12 protein-coding genes and 1 pseudogene are annotated in these 17,411 nt (G+C 60.8%); 4 read left to right on the top strand and 9 right to left on the bottom strand.

The annotated features are described in order from the left end of the window. Window positions 1-215 precede the first annotated feature (215 nt). Window positions 216-1,514 carry an IS21 family transposase gene (gene istA, locus L1892_RS23865; RefSeq protein WP_165629285.1) on the top strand — a complete coding sequence of 433 codons (1,299 nt, stop codon included), beginning with the start codon at window positions 216-218 and terminating at the stop codon, window positions 1,512-1,514. 6 nt (window positions 1,515-1,520) lie between these two features. Next, window positions 1,521-2,285 carry an IS21-like element helper ATPase IstB gene (gene istB, locus L1892_RS23860; protein ID WP_004021756.1) on the top strand — a complete coding sequence of 255 codons (765 nt, stop codon included), beginning with the start codon at window positions 1,521-1,523 and terminating at the stop codon, window positions 2,283-2,285. Window positions 2,286-2,341: 56 nt separating this feature from the next. On the opposite strand, the pseudogene L1892_RS23855 reads toward istB, so the two are convergent. The 9 genes and pseudogenes from L1892_RS23855 to L1892_RS23815 form a co-directional block, all read right to left on the bottom strand. Further along, window positions 2,342-2,848 (bottom strand): annotated as a pseudogene (locus tag L1892_RS23855) (transposase); the annotation flags it as partial. A gap of 243 nt (window positions 2,849-3,091) precedes the next feature. Continuing rightward, window positions 3,092-6,133: an MMPL/RND family transporter gene (locus L1892_RS23850; protein ID WP_033206569.1), complete on the bottom strand. Its 3,042-nt coding sequence runs from the start codon at window positions 6,131-6,133 to the stop codon at window positions 3,092-3,094. Window positions 6,134-6,219: 86 nt separating this feature from the next. Then, window positions 6,220-6,846: a TetR/AcrR family transcriptional regulator gene (locus L1892_RS23845; RefSeq protein ID WP_004021759.1), complete on the bottom strand. Its 627-nt coding sequence runs from the start codon at window positions 6,844-6,846 to the stop codon at window positions 6,220-6,222. Window positions 6,847-7,145: 299 nt separating this feature from the next. After that, window positions 7,146-7,898: a TetR/AcrR family transcriptional regulator gene (locus tag L1892_RS23840; RefSeq protein ID WP_004021760.1), complete on the bottom strand. Its 753-nt coding sequence runs from the start codon at window positions 7,896-7,898 to the stop codon at window positions 7,146-7,148. 85 nt (window positions 7,899-7,983) lie between these two features. Next, window positions 7,984-8,889 (bottom strand): alpha/beta fold hydrolase, encoded by a 906-nt coding sequence (locus L1892_RS23835; protein ID WP_004021761.1) that lies wholly within the window; start codon window positions 8,887-8,889, stop codon window positions 7,984-7,986. After that, window positions 8,879-9,952 (bottom strand): ferredoxin--NADP reductase, encoded by a 1,074-nt coding sequence (locus tag L1892_RS23830; RefSeq protein WP_004021762.1) that lies wholly within the window; start codon window positions 9,950-9,952, stop codon window positions 8,879-8,881. The genes L1892_RS23835 and L1892_RS23830 overlap by 11 nt, the downstream gene beginning before the upstream one ends. After that, window positions 9,949-10,818: an SDR family NAD(P)-dependent oxidoreductase gene (locus tag L1892_RS23825; protein WP_004021763.1), complete on the bottom strand. Its 870-nt coding sequence runs from the start codon at window positions 10,816-10,818 to the stop codon at window positions 9,949-9,951. Before L1892_RS23825 ends, L1892_RS23830 begins: the two co-directional genes overlap by 4 nt. A gap of 47 nt (window positions 10,819-10,865) precedes the next feature. After that, window positions 10,866-12,386 carry a flavin-containing monooxygenase gene (locus L1892_RS23820; protein ID WP_235726255.1) on the bottom strand — a complete coding sequence of 507 codons (1,521 nt, stop codon included), beginning with the start codon at window positions 12,384-12,386 and terminating at the stop codon, window positions 10,866-10,868. Between the two features lie 161 nt (window positions 12,387-12,547). Further along, entirely contained in the window at window positions 12,548-13,516 is a 969-nt protein-coding gene (locus L1892_RS23815) for an AurF N-oxygenase family protein (protein ID WP_004021765.1), read from the bottom strand. A gap of 133 nt (window positions 13,517-13,649) precedes the next feature. Here L1892_RS23815 and L1892_RS23810 point away from each other — a divergent pair, with 133 nt between their 5' ends. Both L1892_RS23810 and L1892_RS23805 read left to right on the top strand, forming a co-directional pair. Beyond that, window positions 13,650-13,988 (top strand): DUF4873 domain-containing protein, encoded by a 339-nt coding sequence (locus L1892_RS23810; RefSeq protein WP_004021766.1) that lies wholly within the window; start codon window positions 13,650-13,652, stop codon window positions 13,986-13,988. Window positions 13,989-14,070: 82 nt separating this feature from the next. Further along, entirely contained in the window at window positions 14,071-17,103 is a 3,033-nt protein-coding gene (locus L1892_RS23805) for an MMPL/RND family transporter (RefSeq protein ID WP_014928953.1), read from the top strand. Window positions 17,104-17,411 lie beyond the last annotated feature (308 nt).

Below are 17,411 nucleotides of genomic sequence, written 5' to 3'. Positions count from 1 at the left end.
GCGCTTCACATGCCATCCGGGTGGCCCGGTCCTTGAGTTCCTCACTGTACTTGCGTGGTGCTGCCATGCTCTCCATCCTTCACAGGTTCGAGAGCCTCCGACAGACCCGGGGCGGTTCAGTGTCTTTCGATACCGACGCACCGTATGTTGACGACGCCTGAAAACTGACCCCCTGACGACGGGTGAATTTTGACCCCCCCCGTCTTGTTAGGAGGGTGATTTCAGTGGAGCAATGGGCAGAGATCCGCCGTTTGCATCGCAGTGAGGGTGTGCCGATCAGGGAGATCGCGCGCCGGTTGGGGGTGGCCCGCAACACCGTTCGTGCGGCGTTGGCTTCGGATACCGCGCCGAAGTACTCGCGGCCGGCGACGGGCTCGGCGGTCGACGCGTTCGAACCGCAGATCCGGGCGTTGCTGCGGGAGTATCCGACGATGCCGGCGACGGTGATCGCCGAGCGGGTTGGGTGGACGAGGTCGTTGACGGTCCTCAAAGACCGGGTCCGGGCTATTCGTCCAGAGTTTCGTGGGGTAGATCCAGCCGATCGGGTGATCTATCAGCCCGGCGGCTGTTCACAGTGGGATTTGTGGTTTCCGGACTACCGAATCCCTCTGAGCCACAATCAGTTCGCCATGCTACCGGTGTTGGTGATGACGTTGGCGTTCTCCCGGTACCGGTCGGCGGTGATGATCCCGTCTCGCCAGGGCGGAGACATCCTGACGGGAATGTGGCTGCTGCTGTCGCAACTGGGCGGGGTGACCCGCAAACTGGTGTGGGACCGCGAAGCCGCGATCGGCCCCAAGGGCACACCCACCGCGTTGGCGGCCGGCTTCGTGGGCACGTTGGGTACGCGGCTGGAGCTGGCGCCACCGCGAGACCCCGAGTACAAGGGCATGGTCGAACGCAACAACCGGTTCTTCGAGAGCTCGTTCCTGCCGGGCCGCCAGTTCAGCTCACCGGCCGATTTCACCGCCCAGTTCGATCGGTGGCTGGCCGATCATGCCAACACCCGAGTGGTGCGCGCGATCGGTGATCGACGCCCGTGTGACGTGTTCGCCGAGGACCTCGAGCAGATGACCGGCCTACCTCCGACCGCACCGCATATCGGCTTGAGTAGCCGGGTGCGACTCGGTCGCGACTACTACGTACGTGTAGCCGGCAATGACTATTCGGTGCACCCGTCGGTGATCGGTCGGTTCGTCGACATCACTGCCGACCTGCAGCAGGTGCGCATCCTCTGCGGCGAGGTCACCGTCGCCGACCACGCGCGCAGCTGGGCCAACCACGTCACCATCGCCGACCCTCAGCACGTGCGAGCAGCCAAAGAACTGCGCCGCGATTACCGCCGCCAAGACCTCGCCAACCGGGCCCGAAACGCCGCCCGCATCCGCGCCCACCCTGATGGCCACGAGGTGCCGATCCGGGCGTTACCGGACTACGACGAGCTGTTCGGGGTGAACTTTGCCACCCCGCCCCAAGCTCACCCGCCCACCACATCCACCAGCATTGAAAGGTGAAAGACTGTGTCCGACAATCAAACAGGTAAACAGATCGAGTTCGCGGCGCGGGCGTTGAAGATGCCAGCGATCCGCCGATGCTGGGCGGAATTGGCCGAGCGGGCCCGCACCGACAACTGGACCCACGAGCAGTACCTCGCAGCGATTCTTGACCGCCAGGTCAGCGAACGCGAAGCCAACGGCACCATGCTGCGGATCAGCGGCGCGCGCTTCCCTGCGGTCAAAACACTCGAGGACTTCAACTTCGACCACCTTCCAGGACTGCGTCGTGATGTGATCGCCCACCTGGCCACCAGCACCTGGATCGCCAAGAGCGACAACGTGATCCTTCTCGGACCACCCGGGGTGGGAAAAACCCACCTCGCGATCGCGCTCGGGATCAAAGCCGCACACAACGCCTACCCCGTGCTCTTCGACACCGCCACCGGATGGGCCACCCGCCTGACCGAGGCACACACCACCGGCCGCCTGGCCGCCGAACTCAAACGGCTCCGCCGCTACCGACTGATCATCATCGACGAGATCGGCTACCTCCCATTCGACTCCGACACCGCCAACCTGTTCTTCCAACTCATTGCCAGTCGCTACGAACAAGGCTCGATTCTGATCACCTCGAACATGCCATTCGGCCGTTGGGGCGAAGTCTTCGCCGACGACGTCGTCGCCGCCGCACTCATCGACCGCCTCGTCCATCACGCCGAGGTCATCGCTATCGACGGCGACTCCTACCGCACCAAAGCCCGACGAGAACTCGTCAACACCGACCAGTAACCACACCAAAGGGGGTCAAAATTCAACCGTCGATAAGGGGTCAGTTTTCAGCCGCCGTTGACACCGTAGACATCGGCGAAATGCGCTGAGATCTCGCCGGTTGTGAGGCCTTTGGCATACAGCGACAGCACTACCCGATCCACATCGGTGACGCGACGTTTGCTCTTACCGACAATTACCGGGTCGAAGGTGGCGTTGCGGTCGCGGGGCACCTCGATGGGCACCTGCCCGCACGCGTCGGTCAGGACCCGTTTCGTGCGCGTGCCGTTGCGTGAATTGCCGGTGTTGCGGCCGGCCACGTCATGTTTGTCATAGCCAAGATGTTCGGTCATCTCTTCATCGAGCGCGGCTTCGAGCACGCTCTTGGTCAGCGCTTTGAGCAGCCCGTCAGGACCGGTCAGAGCCACTCCCTGAGCGCGTGAGCTACGTACCAGATCGCTCACCAAAGCCTGCTCGGCCTTCGAGAGCTCACGCACCGCATCCGCGGTGGTGACATCGTGTTCCTGACCGGTCTGAACCGGCCCTGCCACCGGGGCATCCACGCCCCCGATTGTGTCGGTCATCGTCGTGATTCCTCCTGCCCCACGCCGGGGGCGATCAAAACCACTTACACCGAATCAGCGACAGTCCCCAACGCCGCGACGGGCCCTCCTGCGAGTTCTACCAGCGTCAACGACGCGAGGGGCGCTCGCACGTGGGTCGGGTGTGGTGCCGCGGCCGACCGTCGAGCGGGTGTCAGTCGATGAGGTGGGCGCGATGGCTGGATGACTGGCGGGGCCGGTCAGATCTCGGCACGTGCGTGCGTACTAGCGGGACGCTGGATGCGTGTCGGTTCGGGTACTCGGCCACCAGCTTGCTCTGCCGACAAGTGTGGCGATGGTCGGCACGACGATGGTGCGGACGATGAAGGTGTCGAGCAGCAGGCCGATGCCGATGATGAGTCCGACCTGGGTCATGATCGAGATGGATCCGGCCATGAGTCCGAACATGCTGGCAGCGAAGATGAGGCCGGCCGAGGTGATGACTGATCCGGTGTTGGTGACGGTTCTCAGGACGCCGATGCGGATGTTGTTTTGGGATTCTTCGCGTAGGCGAGAGATGAGAAGCATGTTGTAGTCGGCGCCGACCGCGACGAGGACTATGAAGGCCAGTAGTGGTACGGGCCAGGCGATGTCGGTTTTGAGGATGTGTTGAAAGATCAGGACGCCGATACCCAGTGCCGCGGTGTAGTTGAGTATGACGGTGCCCAGAAGGTATAGCGGCGCGATGAGTGCTCGGAGTAGGAGTATCAGGATCAGGCCGACGATGGTGAGGGTGGCCAACGCTAGGAGTCGGAAGTCTTCGGTGAGTAGACGTTGCAGATCGGCGTTGATGGCGGGGAACCCGGCTGTCGCGATGTTGGAGTCCTGCAGGGTTGTGTTCGGTCTGGCGGCGAGTGCGACATCGGTGATTGTGTCGGCCAGTTGCATGGCCTCGGTGCTGTAGGGGTCGAAGCTGGTTTGTATTGCGTAGCGCACGGTATGGCCGTCGGGCGAGACGAACTGGCGAGCGACGTCGACGAAACGGCGGTCTGCGTTGGCCTGAGGTGGGAGGTAGAAGCCGGTTGCTGAGTTTGTTCCGGCGGTCTCGCGGGCGGAGGTTTGTAGTTGTGTGGCTAGCGCGGCCATCCCGGCGAGTTGTTGAAGGTTGCTGTCGATCAGCGCGGATACACCGGCGGCGAGTTGGCGTGATCCCGCCGCGAGTTGACTGATACCTGTTTGCAGTTGGGTGAGCTTGCCGGGAAGGTCTTGGCTGCTGATGCTTCCCAGCGTGGAGCCCAGTGAGTTGACGGTGGAAGTGAGTTGGTCGGTGACTGTTGAGATCGGTGTATCCAGCTGCGCGAGTTGTGTTGACAGCGTGGCGATCTGGTCGAGGGTCCCGTTGCTCAGTAGGGCGTCGAGATTGCGGGTCTGCGCGCGCAGAGCTGCGCACTGCGGGACTTGGGTGCACCAGGGCGCATTATCGAGGATGGGCAGGATCGAGGTCACTGTTGCCAGGGCTGCAGATGTTTGGCGGGTGAGCGCGGCCAGCTGTGGGGCATTCTGAGAAGCGCGATCGAGCGCTGGTGCAGATGCGGCGAGTTGGCGTAGTAGTGGCTGGTACTGCTGAATTTGCTGCCCGGCTGTGCTTGCCTGATCGAGGATGCCGGCCAGGGGGGCCAAGTTGGTGCGTACCTGGGTGTCGAGCTGAGTAAGCCCGTCGGCGAGTTGGAATGCGCCTGTACGGAGCTGTTCGAGGTCACCGCGGCGGTTCTGGCCATCGTCGACCGCACCCGCCAGCCGGTTCCCGATCTGGCCGTTCTGCCAGGACAGCTCGGCTTGCTCGAGCTTGTCCCCGGTGGGACGGGTAACGCCGATGACTCGAGTCACTCCGGGGATCTGGGATACACGTGAGGCCATTTGCTCAAGATCGGCCAGCCCGCTGGCAGTACGGAGATCGATCGGTGCATCTACGACGAGGAACTCGGTGATAGTGACGTCTTGAGGGAAATGACGGTCGAGCAACGCGTAGCCTTCGTTGCTGTCGGTTGTCGCGGGTTGCCCCTCACGATCGTCGAAGGTGATCTGGATGCCCGTCGCGAAGACGCTAAGCACGATTAGCCCGACCAGGGTTAGTGCCAGCAGCGGCACAGGACGCCGCACGACGAGCACGGCGACGCGATTCCAGTACTTTCGGGTCAGATCTCGCCTGGGTGCGCCCCAGCCGAATCGTGCCGCCCACAGCAACACCGGTGGTAGCAGGGTGACCGTGGCGAGGAATCCGATGAGGATGGCGATCGCGCATGCCGGACCCAAGGTGGAGAACACGCTCAGCTGACCAAAGACCATCGCCAAAAAGGCCAGCGCCACCGTGGCAGCTGAAGCCAGGATGACCCGTCCGATAGTTGCTGTCGCGTCCACGAGCGCAACCTCGGTGGTGGCGTCCTGGCGTAGCCGTTCGTGATAGCGACTGATGAAGAAGACTGAGTAGTCGACCCCGGCTCCGAGCAGGATGACGGTCATGAACGCGACGGTGAACTGCGATACCGGCATACCGAGTTCGCCGAGTGCGGACAAGATGCCACGGCCCACGCCGAGGCTGACACCGATCACCAACAACGGCACCAGCGCGGTGAACAGCGATCGGTAAACGATCAACAGAATGATCGCGATAAGCGCCACCGTCGCCAGAGTGATCACGACTAAATCGCTTTCAGCACTGACGATCTGGTCACTGAAAGTGGCTGTCGGCCCGGTGACATGGACAGTGGTGCCCGTACCGTCAAACACGCGCTGCGCGGTTTGGCGCACGGTCTCCACAGCATGCGTGGCCGTTGGCCCTCCCAATGTTCCGGTGACCCCGACAGGCAGGTACCAGGCTTGCCCGTCCTCACTCAAGGCTTGGCCGGCCGTCGTCGGATCGGAAAGCAAATCCCGCACTGACTGCACATCGTCGAAATTTTCGCGCAGCTGCAGAACGAGCATGTCGTAGCGTTCCCGCGCCACGTCGGTGAACCCGTTCGGGTTCTCCATGGTCACGAAAACAGTGGTCTTGGCGCCCTTCTCACCGAACGCACCACCCATCTGATCGAGTGCTTGAAACGATGGAACCCCAGCAGGGATCGGATCAACAGACTGCTGCCGCACCACCGTCTCCAGCTGGGGAAACAGAATCGCCAAGACGATACCCACAGCCACCCACGCCCCGATGACGAGGAATCTGTGCGCCAAGGTGAACCGTGCCAACCGCCCCAATGTCGTGCTGTACTCGCTGCGTTCCGCCAACCGGCGCGCCGCCAAGCGCCCACCACTTGGACGTTGGACCACCATATGCAGCACCTCACCCTCGACCCAGCCCGTCTACGAAACCGACGGTATCGTTACGGTACTAGCAGTACCGTAGATGGGGAAGGAGGTCAGGAGGTTTGGTGTCGCCGGTGGGCCATGAGGAAATCGTCGACAAGCTGTTCGAGATCGCCAACGGTCATCGACCGAATGCCCGTGAGCTTGGCAAAGATCAGCGGGCCCGCGAGCTGGGTGACAGCCATGGTCAAATCGAAGTTGTCGAGCTCAGCCGTGGCCACGTCACTCGTCAAAACTCGATCGAATGGTTCTCGATACTGCTCGACGACTCGACGACGCAGTGGCGCGAGCGCGTTCTGATCCCCGTCGGATTGCCCGGATTGCCGGGGCTGCTCGGGAAGCATTGCCAACCATGCCAGCGTCGTCAACTGCAGCGGTGCATGCTCAATAAGCTCAGCCTGCCGCTGCATCAGCTTCAGCAGGTCATCACGGATCGACGTCGTCGTCTCGGGGGTCTCGGCCTGAGGCAACAATCGCTCGAAGGCAGCCGCCACCAGATCTGTGGAGCTCTCGAAGTGACGATACAAGGTGGTGCGAGCAACACGAGACAGTCGAGTGACCGCCTCCACGGTAACGGCTTCGACCCCGCCACTGTTCAGCAAGGTCACCGCAGCATCCAACAAACGCTGACGCGACCGAACCCGCCTCGGGTCAACATCGTCGAAATCGATGGTTTCCACCCTGGCCACTCCCTACGAAACCAAATCAAGAACCTCTGACTGCACACCAATACCGTCGGTAACAGAACGAAACTGCCAGTGGCGGTACCGATGGAAGGCTCGAGGGGGCCTTATGAGTGCCGCCACGACTGTGGCACTGTCGTCAACAGTACCGTCTGTAGCGCTCCGCTACTAAGATGAGCGGCGACCAAGGATGATCCCCCATGACAGCCAGCAGTCAGGATTGTGAAATGCGCTCCGTTTGTGTGAGCAGTTCTGCCGCGTGCGTGACACAGGGCGGACCACCCGTACGAAGGGGATCAGACGGCGTCGAGGCGAGTGGCGAATCCAGGGTCGCCTAAGGGCCTGTCCCTATGGAATCGAACGCCTACTGTGGCTGCAGCGCCGTCTATGATCCCCCACGAGGTCTGGCACAGGTGCGCGGCAAACATGTCCCTGCTCATTCCATTCTGCCGACCGTGATCGATCCACCACTGGGTCGCTGATAGGCCAGCCCCCAGAATGGAGGCTACTGCTACGGCGACGGGGGACTCCTCGGCATCGACCTCTCGGAGGCCACGAGCGAACTCGTCGGAAATAATCTCCATTGCCGATCTCAGCTGATCTGCGGCCCCACCCTCGCCGGACTCAGAGTACTGGAACATGTGGTTCGTCATGAGGAAACGGACGACCGCTGGATGTTCATCAACCAAGGATACGTATGCGGACACCGCTGAACGGAAAAGTTCGTCGACGGTGCTGTCTGCCTGTCCGGAGAGCAGAGTTGACTGCGCTGACTCCCACATCATAGAACCCAGACGGGCTGCCACGGCGGAGTAGAGCCCAGCCCTGTCACCGAAATGGCGGTAGAGCTTAGGCTTCGACGCACCAGCCTCTTCCGCAAAATCGTCCATGCTCACGGCATCGCCGAACTTTTCGATCGCGCGTATCGCTGCATCGACGAGTTCAGCTTTGACGACGGCGCGGTGGTCGTCCCAGCGCGTGCTTCGAGCGTCGCGCACACGTCGCTGCACTTTCACCGGGGCCGCGGAGATGCGACGGACTACAGACATGACCTCCTACGTTATCAGGATGGCTGACTTGTCGCGCCAGTGACGCACTAGCCAGTGAACATGGGTTGGGTCGACGAGACCCGCGTCAGGCGGATTTGTCTAATCTGGCCACGGCTGAATTGAAGTCTTCGACGGCCTCTAGGTTGGACATGTGACCGACTTTGTCAAGAAGAGTGAATTCAAATAGAACGCCCTTCCGACCCAGGCGCGCTGCGAGATCCACTGAATGGGTCGCTGGGGTCAGTCTGTCGGCATCACCTACGATGACCGTCGCCGGCACCTCCAGCGAGTCAACCCCCTTACTGACGTCGATTGTCGCCAACACTGAACCCCACATCCCGCGCACCTGTGGTGGGCATCGCAACACGATGTCGGCGCACTCGTCGACTACCTCGGCAGTCGCGCCCGGGCCCAGGGTTCCGTAACGAATCAGGCGGCGAGACAAACGCGTCCCCTGCATCTCGGGTCCGGCGACTGCAAGACTGGCCGCGAAGGCCCGCTCAAGTCTCGGTCGTAGCTGTCGGGGAACCTTGAGCAATGTAGACCGATCCACCAACTGTGATGGCCCGGTGCTTGCCAGTACTACTCCGCGGGCCAGCTCCGAAACCGAGGCGGGGTACTCAGCCGCCCAACTCATGATGGACATGCCTCCCATGCTGTGTCCGACCACGACAGCCTTGTCGGCGGGAGTCGCCACTGCCCGGACTACGGCCTCCATATCATCGGCCAAGAGCTTCGCCGAGAACGGTACCCGGCCCCGGTCGCTCAACCCGTGTCCGCGTTGGTCGTAGACCACCACCCGATGCGTCGCCGCGAACTGCTCGACCTGCGGACGCCAGAAACGTCCCTGACAAGCCCAGCCGTGACTAAAGACTAGGAGCGGAGCATCCCGGCCCGGACCGAATTCCTGAGCGAACAACTTGGTCCCGTCGGAGGAAAGGACCTCGAGGTCACGCGATCCTCGCGACGCACTCGCAAACTCAGAGGTCATCGAAGCTCACCGTGACAGAATCCGTCAGCGGAAGTGCCTGGCATGCGAGCCGTTCACCGTCGGCAACATCACCCTCAACGAGGATGTGGTTCTGGGCCATTTCTACATCACCCTCGACCAGCTTGCATACACACGCGCTGCAGGCTCCTTCTCGGCAGGAGTACGGGGCATTGTGGCCTTGGGCCAGTAGCACGTCGAGCAACGGCGTGTTGCGCGGCCACTCAGTCGTGATGGACTGCCCATTCAGATAGACCGTAGCGGTCGCCACACCGTCGTCGTCACCAAGCTGACGCATCGTGGCTGTATCGAACGGATCCCCGGTCAGTGACTGGAAGACTTCTCGATGTACCGAGGAGTGCTCGACACCGCAGGCCTCCGCCGACTTCTGCACCAGATCCATGAACGGCGCCGGACCACAGGTGAAGATCTGTGCACCGCGGTGCTCACGTATGGCGGACTCGACATTCTGAGGCGTCGGAATACCCATAGCCGACTCCAACCAATGGAAGACGGTGAAACGCTCAGGAAACTCGGAGACGATCTGCGTCAGTTGCCCCCCGTACATGATCGACTCGGCATCGCGGTTCGCGTAGAATAGTGTGACCTCGCCCCCGCCGCACACAAGTGCCGACTTAATCAGCGAAAAGACCGGAGTGATCCCACTTCCTCCTGCGAAGAATAGAAAATCAACGTCGAGATTCTTCGCCGTGAAATGCCCTGACGGCGGGAGGACGGTCAATTCCATTCCCGTAATCGCGTTATCGCACAGCCAGTTCGATGCGTAACCGTTCTCGGTCCGCTTGATGCCGATCTCGAGACGGAAGTCGTCGACGTGAGGCGAGCTGCTCAATGAGTAGCACCGTGCGACATGACCGGTCCGATCAGATGGGATCTTGACGGTGATGAATTGCCCTGGGGTATGCTTGAATTCCTCGACCATGGCGTCGGGGATTTCGAACGAAATGGTAACGGAGTCTTTCGTTTCCTGGATCACTTCCGAGACGGTTAAGGTGCGTGAGCGGGCCGCCGCGGCAGCCGGACGTGAATCGGGTTCGACGGTCACTTGAGGATCCCCTGTCTACGTGCGACCGCGTAACCCGCTCGTGTCAGTGGCGCCGCGATGTCCTGGTAGCGGGGACCGATCACCCGTGCCACGAAGTCGAAACCGCGGGCGTCCGCACCGATCAGCACTCGCGCTCTCTTCTTGTCCATACCTTTGAGGATTGTCGCCGCTGCTTTATCCGGGGTGCTTCGTGCGATCCTGTCGAACAGCGAGGCGACAGTCGCGGTGTCTGCCCCCATGGCGGAAACGCCTCGGGCATTGTTGACGATGTTGGTTTTTACACCCCCCGGGTGCACACATGTCACTGTGACCGGGTATCGACTGATTTTCATCTCCTGTCGGAGCGCCTCGGTGAAGCCTCTGACGCCGAATTTCGCGGCATTATAGGCGCTTTGGCTGGGGATTCCGATCAAGCCGAAGACGCTCGACGTGTTAATGAGATGTCCGTCCCCGGACGCGATCAGGTGAGGCAGAAACGCCTTCGACCCGTTAACGACTCCGCCAAAGTTGATGCCCATGAGCCAGTCGAAGTCTTCCCAGCTCATGTCGACCACGTCGACGCCCAAGGCCACGCCGGCGTTGTTGAACACCATGTCGACGTGGCCCGACTCTGACCGCACTCCGTCGGCATAGTCCTGAAAAGCAGCGCGGTCCGCAACGTCTAGTACGGCGGCGGTTACCGTTGCCCCATGCGTGGTGCGGCAAAGTTCTGCAGTCTCCTTCAAGTGCATCTCATCAATGTCGGACAGTGCCAGTGCGGCACCTCGCTCCGCCAACTGGAGTGCCAGAGACCGACCGATCCCTGACGCGGCACCGGTGATCACTGCCACCTTGCCGGTATAGTCATGCCGATTAGAACTGCTCACCGTCGTCCCACCATCTCTTCGAATCGTGTCTCTCCGTGCGTTCGGGCTCAGGCGATGTCGTACTCGGCGGGCTCGAAATCTTTCGTGGCGCGCCAGTACTGCCATGTGAAGCCCGGCCACACGGTCCGGTTGACGCCCTGCGAGTCGAGATACCAACTCGTGCAGCCGCCGTTGGTCCACACTCCCTTGGCCAGCTTCCGCTGGATGTCGGTGTTGAACTGTTCTTGCACGGACGGGCGTACGTCAACCTTCTCAGCGCCTCGGCTTTCTACTGTGTCGATGGCCTTCATGATGTATTTGATCTGTTGCTCGATCATGAACACCACTGAGTTGTGGCCGAGGCCCGTGTTGGGTCCGAGGAGGAAAAACAGGTTGGGAAAACCCTCGGTCGTGATGCCCAGGTGCGTGTTAATCCCCGTCTGATGCCAGTGGGACGGGAGATCCTCGCCAGTGGCACCTTTCAGGGCGAGCTGATCGAAACCATCAGTCACGTGAAAACCGGTCGCATAAATTATAACGTCCACGAGATGCTCGACACCGTCTGAAGAAATGATGGAATCAGCGGTCACCTTCTCAATCCGATCGCTGATGACAGTGGTGTTAGGTGCCGCAAGCGCCGGGTAATAGTCGTTTGACCCCAGAATCCGCTTACAGCCGATACGATACGACGGGGTCAGTTTCTTGCGCAATGCCGGATCAGAGATGGAGCGTTCAATGTTCCACCGAGCGACCTTTTCAATTGGCCGCATGAGGTTAGAGTGACCGTTGAGGCCGAAGGCCAGGCTCTCCGCACCCCAGTACACCGACCACCTGGCGATACGACGTGCAATCGGGAGTTTACTCAGAAGAGTCCGCAGGGCCGGCGGAACGGAGAAATTCTTGCGGGGTAGGACCCAGGCAGGGGTTCGCTGGAAGACCTTGAGGGACATGGCCTCCTTCTGCACGAAAGGTACAAACTGGATAGCGCTGGCACCAGTGCCGATCACGGCGACACGCTTGCCCTTCAGATCCACCGAATGATCCCACTGTGCGGAGTGAAACGCTTCGCCTTTAAAGTCCTCAATCCCCGAAATTTCGGGAAAATTGGGGATATGCAGCGCACCGACTCCTGACACCACGAACTGAGCAATGTACTCACGTCCGGACTCAGTACGCAGGTGCCACCGCGACTCCGACTCGCTCCAGTATCCAGAAACCAACTTCTGACCGAAATGAATCTTTTGTGTCACGCCACGCTTATCCGCGACATCCTGTAGATACCGCTCAATTTCTGGCTGTGACGACCACACCTTCGACCAGCTACCTCGACTCTCGAATGAGTACGAGTACATCAGCGACGGAACGTCACATGCACAGCCCGGATAGGTATTGTCGCGCCAGGTCCCACCGACGGAGCTTGCCTTCTCCAGAATCAGAAAATCGCTATACCCGCGACGTCTAAGCTGCGCGGCCATCCCGAGACCAGAGAACCCGCTTCCAATAATCAGAATCTTGGTCGAAATCGGGTCGTTGGTTGAATCCGTCTTGGCGGTTGCGCGCGAGGCGCGCCGGGTAGTCGATGATGCCATGTTTATGCTTTCTCCCTCGTAGGTTGGATCGCACAACACATCACCTGCGCACAGTGGCGGCAGGTGATCTGTTGAGGCGGAAGTGATCGCGAAGCCATCGAGAATGCTCCGCACAGGTCTAACTGATGTCGATCACGACGGCTCGGCCGCGTGAACGGAGATCAGCGAAGATCGTCGGGAAGGCTCCGCGTCGCACGCCACATGGCCATTGTGAACTTGCCTTCCAACATTCCCGCCTCATGGAAGAACCGAATCATGGGCTCCGACATAAATTGCAGGTTGGTCCGATAGTTTGGGCTGGTCTGCTGCGCCCACACGCCACGCCAGCGACTAATTCCCACTGCGGGGTACACTTTCGGATTAATGAGCAGCGGGTACGCCAGGTTCGCGATGACGGCAAGCACCCCTCGGTGCCAAGCGCGCGTCGCCTTACGACGACGCTGCATGCCTTCGATCATCTCCAGTCGCGCAAAGGTAATGTGACGGGCTTCCTCAAGGACGTGGATCTTCATGAGCTGGCGAAGCTGAGGCTGCATACTGGGGTCGTTCATCGCCTCGCGCTGGGCGCGGTCCAGGATTTCCTCGATCAACAGCGTAGCTCCAGACACCGACGGCCCGAGAGGGACGAAATGCAGGATCTTCGCGAAGCTCAAGAAGCCCTTAGGAAGCTTGTAGGGGGGCACGCCCGTCTTGTTGATGAGGCGCGCGAACATAGTGGAATGGCGGGACTCATCGCCGATCTCTGTCAACGCGTATAGAGACTTCTGATCGGTTAAAGCCCCCTTCGCCGACATGCGCAGAAGCGCTGAACTCAACAGATTCTCTGCGTAGATGCCGAAACTGAGGATGCTCACGATCTCATGGCGCCCCAACTCGCGACGCTGCTCCTCAGTCATCTTGTCCCACAGCCTGGTGCCGTATAGCGACACTCGATGCTCTGGCAGAAAGCACTTGCCTTCCTCCCAGGGCGACTCCCAGTCGATGTCGATCTCCGCGTCGTAGAACTTCTCCGCGGAAGACCGCAGCAATCGACCCGCAGATCGTTCCATGTCGACGGGCTTACGCCCGTTCACCCGAGCCATGCCCTCCTTCGAAAAGTCGGGGTTCATCTGGACATCCTGCACGGTCATGTCTTCTCCTCGGTCGTTCAAGGCTGGGAGTCGGGGCCTGGCGCCCAGTACCCATTACTCATAGTATCTGGTACTGCTAGTATCCACGAACTGCGATATTTGTCAACGCTCAGTGCGAAGAAGGTAGGACTGCATGTCTGACGACCATGACCTCGACTACTCCGGCGAAGGAACCCTGGTGTGCCGCGGGGCGGAGATCCATGTCGAAGCGAAGATCAAAGGCTATTTCCAGCCGCTGAACGGCCTGTACACCTGGTATGGCCGGATTCAGAAGAATGATGAGCTCGACGGGCTCCTGAAAGGCGCCCGCGCGATCGCTGTATTTACGACCCCCGAGGGCCGAGCGGAGTGTGTCGTCGGGGATCCCGACTTCTGGGGCCGATACCGCATCTCAGGCAAGAGCACTCCGCCATACCACCTGCCCACCACTCTCGAGGAAGTCGAGAACATGGTCGAGCACCACCACAAGTGACAACCATCCACCGCCGCACGGACATTCGCGAAACGGGTCCGCACGATTGGGTCGCCCACTTCAGGTCGAGAGGATATTGCACATGGTGAGTTCGTCTCCCATTCGAACCCGCCCGTCGAGAGGGGGCGAGAAACTCGGCGAGTACAGTCCGACCCTTGAGCGGGTTGCATGGTTTACCCTCCGCCGCAAGGGAATTGTGACGCTGGTCTGGCTCGGCGCCGCCATCGGCTTAGGCCTTCTCTTTCCTCAACTGGAGTCAGTGATACGGGAACAATCTGTGGATCCGATCCCGGCCGGAGTCCCGTCTTTTCAGACCTTGGACCGTATGGGTGCATCTTTCGACGAGCGCGGCGCCAAGACCACAGTATTCGTTGTGATGGAGAACAGTGCAGGCCTGTCCGACAACACCCGCGATCGATATCACGTGCTTGTCGACACCCTGCGGGCGGACGACAGGCACGTCATCGCTGTCCGGGACCTGCTGAGCGATCCCCTCACCGCAAGTCAGGCTCTCAGCAAAGACAAGCAAGCCTGGTATCTGCCCGTGGGAGTGGCCGGCACACTCGGGGGACCCGATACCGCGGAGGCGGTCGCAGCGGTGCGTGAGATCGCTGAGAGTATCTTTCGTGACAGTGGGACGACAGTCCGTGTGACAGGCCCGCCCGCGACCTTTAGCGACCAACTCGCCGTGGGCGAGTCGGATCTGGTCCTGATCACTGTTGCCACCGTGCTGCTGATCGCCGTGATCCTCCTGATCGTCTATCGTTCGGTCTTCACCGCGCTGATGCCGCTGCTTGTCGTGGGCATGAGCTTGGCTGTGGGTCGCGGAGTTCTATCTGGACTGGGCGAGCTGGGCATGCCGGTATCCCAGTTCACGTCAATGTTCATGACCGTCATCATCTTTGGTGCCGGAGTTGACTATTCGGTGTTCCTCATCAGCCGCTATCATGAAGGTATTCGAGCGGGTTACTCTCCTGATGTCGCTATCGCCCACGCGAATGCAACTATCGGCCGCGTGGTTCTAGCGTCGGCGGGCACTGTGGCCCTAGCGTTCCTGGCTATGGCCTTCGCCAAGCTCAGTGTGTTTAACACTTTGGGTCCGGCCTGCGCAATCGCCATAGCTTTCGCATTCTTGGCGACGGTGACATTGCTGCCCCTCGTACTCTCTTTCGCTGCCAAGAAAGGCGCCGGCCTTCCCCGCCGTGACCTGACGCGGGATTACTGGAGAAGAGTCGGAGTCATGGTTATCCGGCGGCCGGTCCCTCTGCTCGCGATCAGTGTGGTCGTGTTGATCGGCCTCGCCATGGTCGCCGCAACAATTCAGATCACCTACGACGATCGCGAGGGGCAGCCACCTGACACAGGGAGCAACGAAGGATACGCGCTTCTCAACCGCCACTTCCCGAAAGACATCATCATCTCAGAATTCTTGGTGGTGGAGTCCGAGAACGACATGCGCACGGCTCAAGGCCTTGCCGACCTCGACCAGCTAGCCTCCCGCGTCGCGCAGATTCCCGGCGTGACCAGGGTCATTGGCGTGACGCGGCCGACCGGTGAGAAGCTAGAGCAGGCGCAATTATCTTGGCAGAATGATCAGATCGGTACCAAGATCACCGAGGAGACCGGTGATGGACAGGCCCGCAAGGGTGATCTGGCCGTCCTGAAGACGGGGTCAGAGCAGCTCGCCGGAGGCCTGGCACTGTTAGAAGACCAGATATCCTCCAACCTCGCTCCGCTGTCGGGGTTGCTCGACGAGGTGTCGTCATTTGGCCCGCAGCTCGACGAGTATCGGCCGCTTGTGAACCAACTGGCGAACGCTGCCCCAAGGCTTAGACAGTTTTCCAAGCAAGCGCCCGAGCTGTCTCAACTCGCACGTCGGGCCCAGTCTGCGGCAGATGCGGTCGCGCCGGCGTTGTCCGCGTTAGACAATCCGTGGTGCCAGCAGATCGCGCAGTGCTCGGCACTGCGCGCGCAAATGGCCGACATCCGGGCACTCGCGGATGATCAGTCGCTTGGGAGGGTGGCTGACTTTGCCGCGCAGCTCGGCCGCGTGAGTGCGCCAGGCTCGACCAACATTGCACAGCTGCAGCGTTCTCTTCAAACGCTGGATTCTGCACTACAAGCCATCGGCGGACAGGACCTCGGGAACAGGCTCTCGCAACTCGAATCCGGCGTCGGCGCACTTGCCGACGGCGCGCGTCAGTTGTCGAACGGAGTCGGTGCTCTGGTGGACAGCAACCTTCAGCTACTCAGTGGACTGGCACAGGTCGCCGCACAGCTTCGGGCTCCCGCACGGGAGGTCGGCGATTCTGACTCGGCAACCGGCTTCTATCTCCCCGCGGATGCGTTCAAGGACCAGCAGTTCAGTCAGGTCGCTCGACAGTTCATCTCGTCCGACGGGAAAACCGTGCGCTATGCGGTACAGACCGCCTACGACCCATACTCTGCCGATGCAATGACGCTGGCGAACGAGCTGTCCAGCGTCGCCGAGAACGCGATGCCGAACACCACTCTGGAGGGCGGACGTGCTTCTGTTGCGGGCTTTCCTGCGATCAATGCCGACGTCCAGCGACTGTTGTCGTACGATTTCAAACTGCTCGGCATAGCCACCCTTCTCATCGTGGGTCTGATCCTGATGCTGCTGTTGCGGGCCGTCGTTGCACCTGTCTATCTCCTTGCAACCGTCGTCTTGAACTACATGGCGGCTCTCGGTATTGGTGTGCTCGTACTTCAACACATCCTCGGTGCCGGGATCGCCTGGCCCGTGCCACTGGTGTCGTTCATTGTCTTGGTGGCGGTGGGCGCCGACTACAACATGCTGCTGGTGTCACGGCTGAGAGAGGAAACGAGGTGGAGCGTGCGGGTCGGCGTAATGCGTACCGTCGCTTACACCGGGTCGGTCATCACCTCGGCTGGGTTGATATTCGCGGCCAGCATGTTTGGGCTGATGGTCGGGTCCATCGATGTGATGGTGCAAATCGGGTTCATCATCGGTGTCGGTTTGCTGCTCGACACGTTCCTGGTGCGGACCTTAGTAGTCCCGGCGCTAGCGGTGCTGCTGGGCACTGCGAGCTGGTGGCCGGGTGACATCGACCGTTTCCGGCTCGCCCCTTGACCATCGCAAAAGTCACGCGGACGGACCCATGGGGATCTGACAAGCGTCGGTCGCTGAATATCCCGACCATTCCGTCAACAGGTAGGAGGGGCATAAGCATGACGCAGCACCGTCGCCCGTGATAGATGAGTTGCGTCCTAATTCAAACGCTAGCTGCACTGACCTTGGTACGCGGCTGGCTGGTGGTTGAACCGCCCCGGGTCTGTCGGAGGCTCTCGAACCTGTGAAGGATGGAGAGCATGGCAGCACCACGCAAGTACAGTGAGGAACTCAAGGACCGGGCCACCCGGATGGCATGTGAAGCGCGA

Source organism: Gordonia tangerina (assembly GCF_021556435.1).
GTDB classification, from domain to species: domain Bacteria; phylum Actinomycetota; class Actinomycetes; order Mycobacteriales; family Mycobacteriaceae; genus Gordonia; species Gordonia tangerina.
This window is presented reverse-complemented; position numbering and strand designations above follow the sequence as displayed.

What these genes read in the sequence shown, in the direction of transcription:
- L1892_RS23850 (WP_033206569.1), bottom strand. Translation starts at nt 6,133, where the DNA reads ATGGTGGTCCAACGTCCAAGTGGTGGGCGCTTGGCGGCGCGCCGGTTG.
- L1892_RS23820 (WP_235726255.1), bottom strand. Translation starts at nt 12,386, where the DNA reads ATGGCATCATCGACTACCCGGCGCGCCTCGCGCGCAACCGCCAAGACG.
- L1892_RS23805 (WP_014928953.1), top strand. Translation starts at nt 14,071, where the DNA reads ATGGTGAGTTCGTCTCCCATTCGAACCCGCCCGTCGAGAGGGGGCGAG.
- L1892_RS23810 (WP_004021766.1), top strand. Translation starts at nt 13,650, where the DNA reads ATGTCTGACGACCATGACCTCGACTACTCCGGCGAAGGAACCCTGGTG.
- L1892_RS23835 (WP_004021761.1), bottom strand. Translation starts at nt 8,889, where the DNA reads ATGACCTCTGAGTTTGCGAGTGCGTCGCGAGGATCGCGTGACCTCGAG.
- L1892_RS23815 (WP_004021765.1), bottom strand. Translation starts at nt 13,516, where the DNA reads ATGACCGTGCAGGATGTCCAGATGAACCCCGACTTTTCGAAGGAGGGC.
- L1892_RS23840 (WP_004021760.1), bottom strand. Translation starts at nt 7,898, where the DNA reads ATGTCTGTAGTCCGTCGCATCTCCGCGGCCCCGGTGAAAGTGCAGCGA.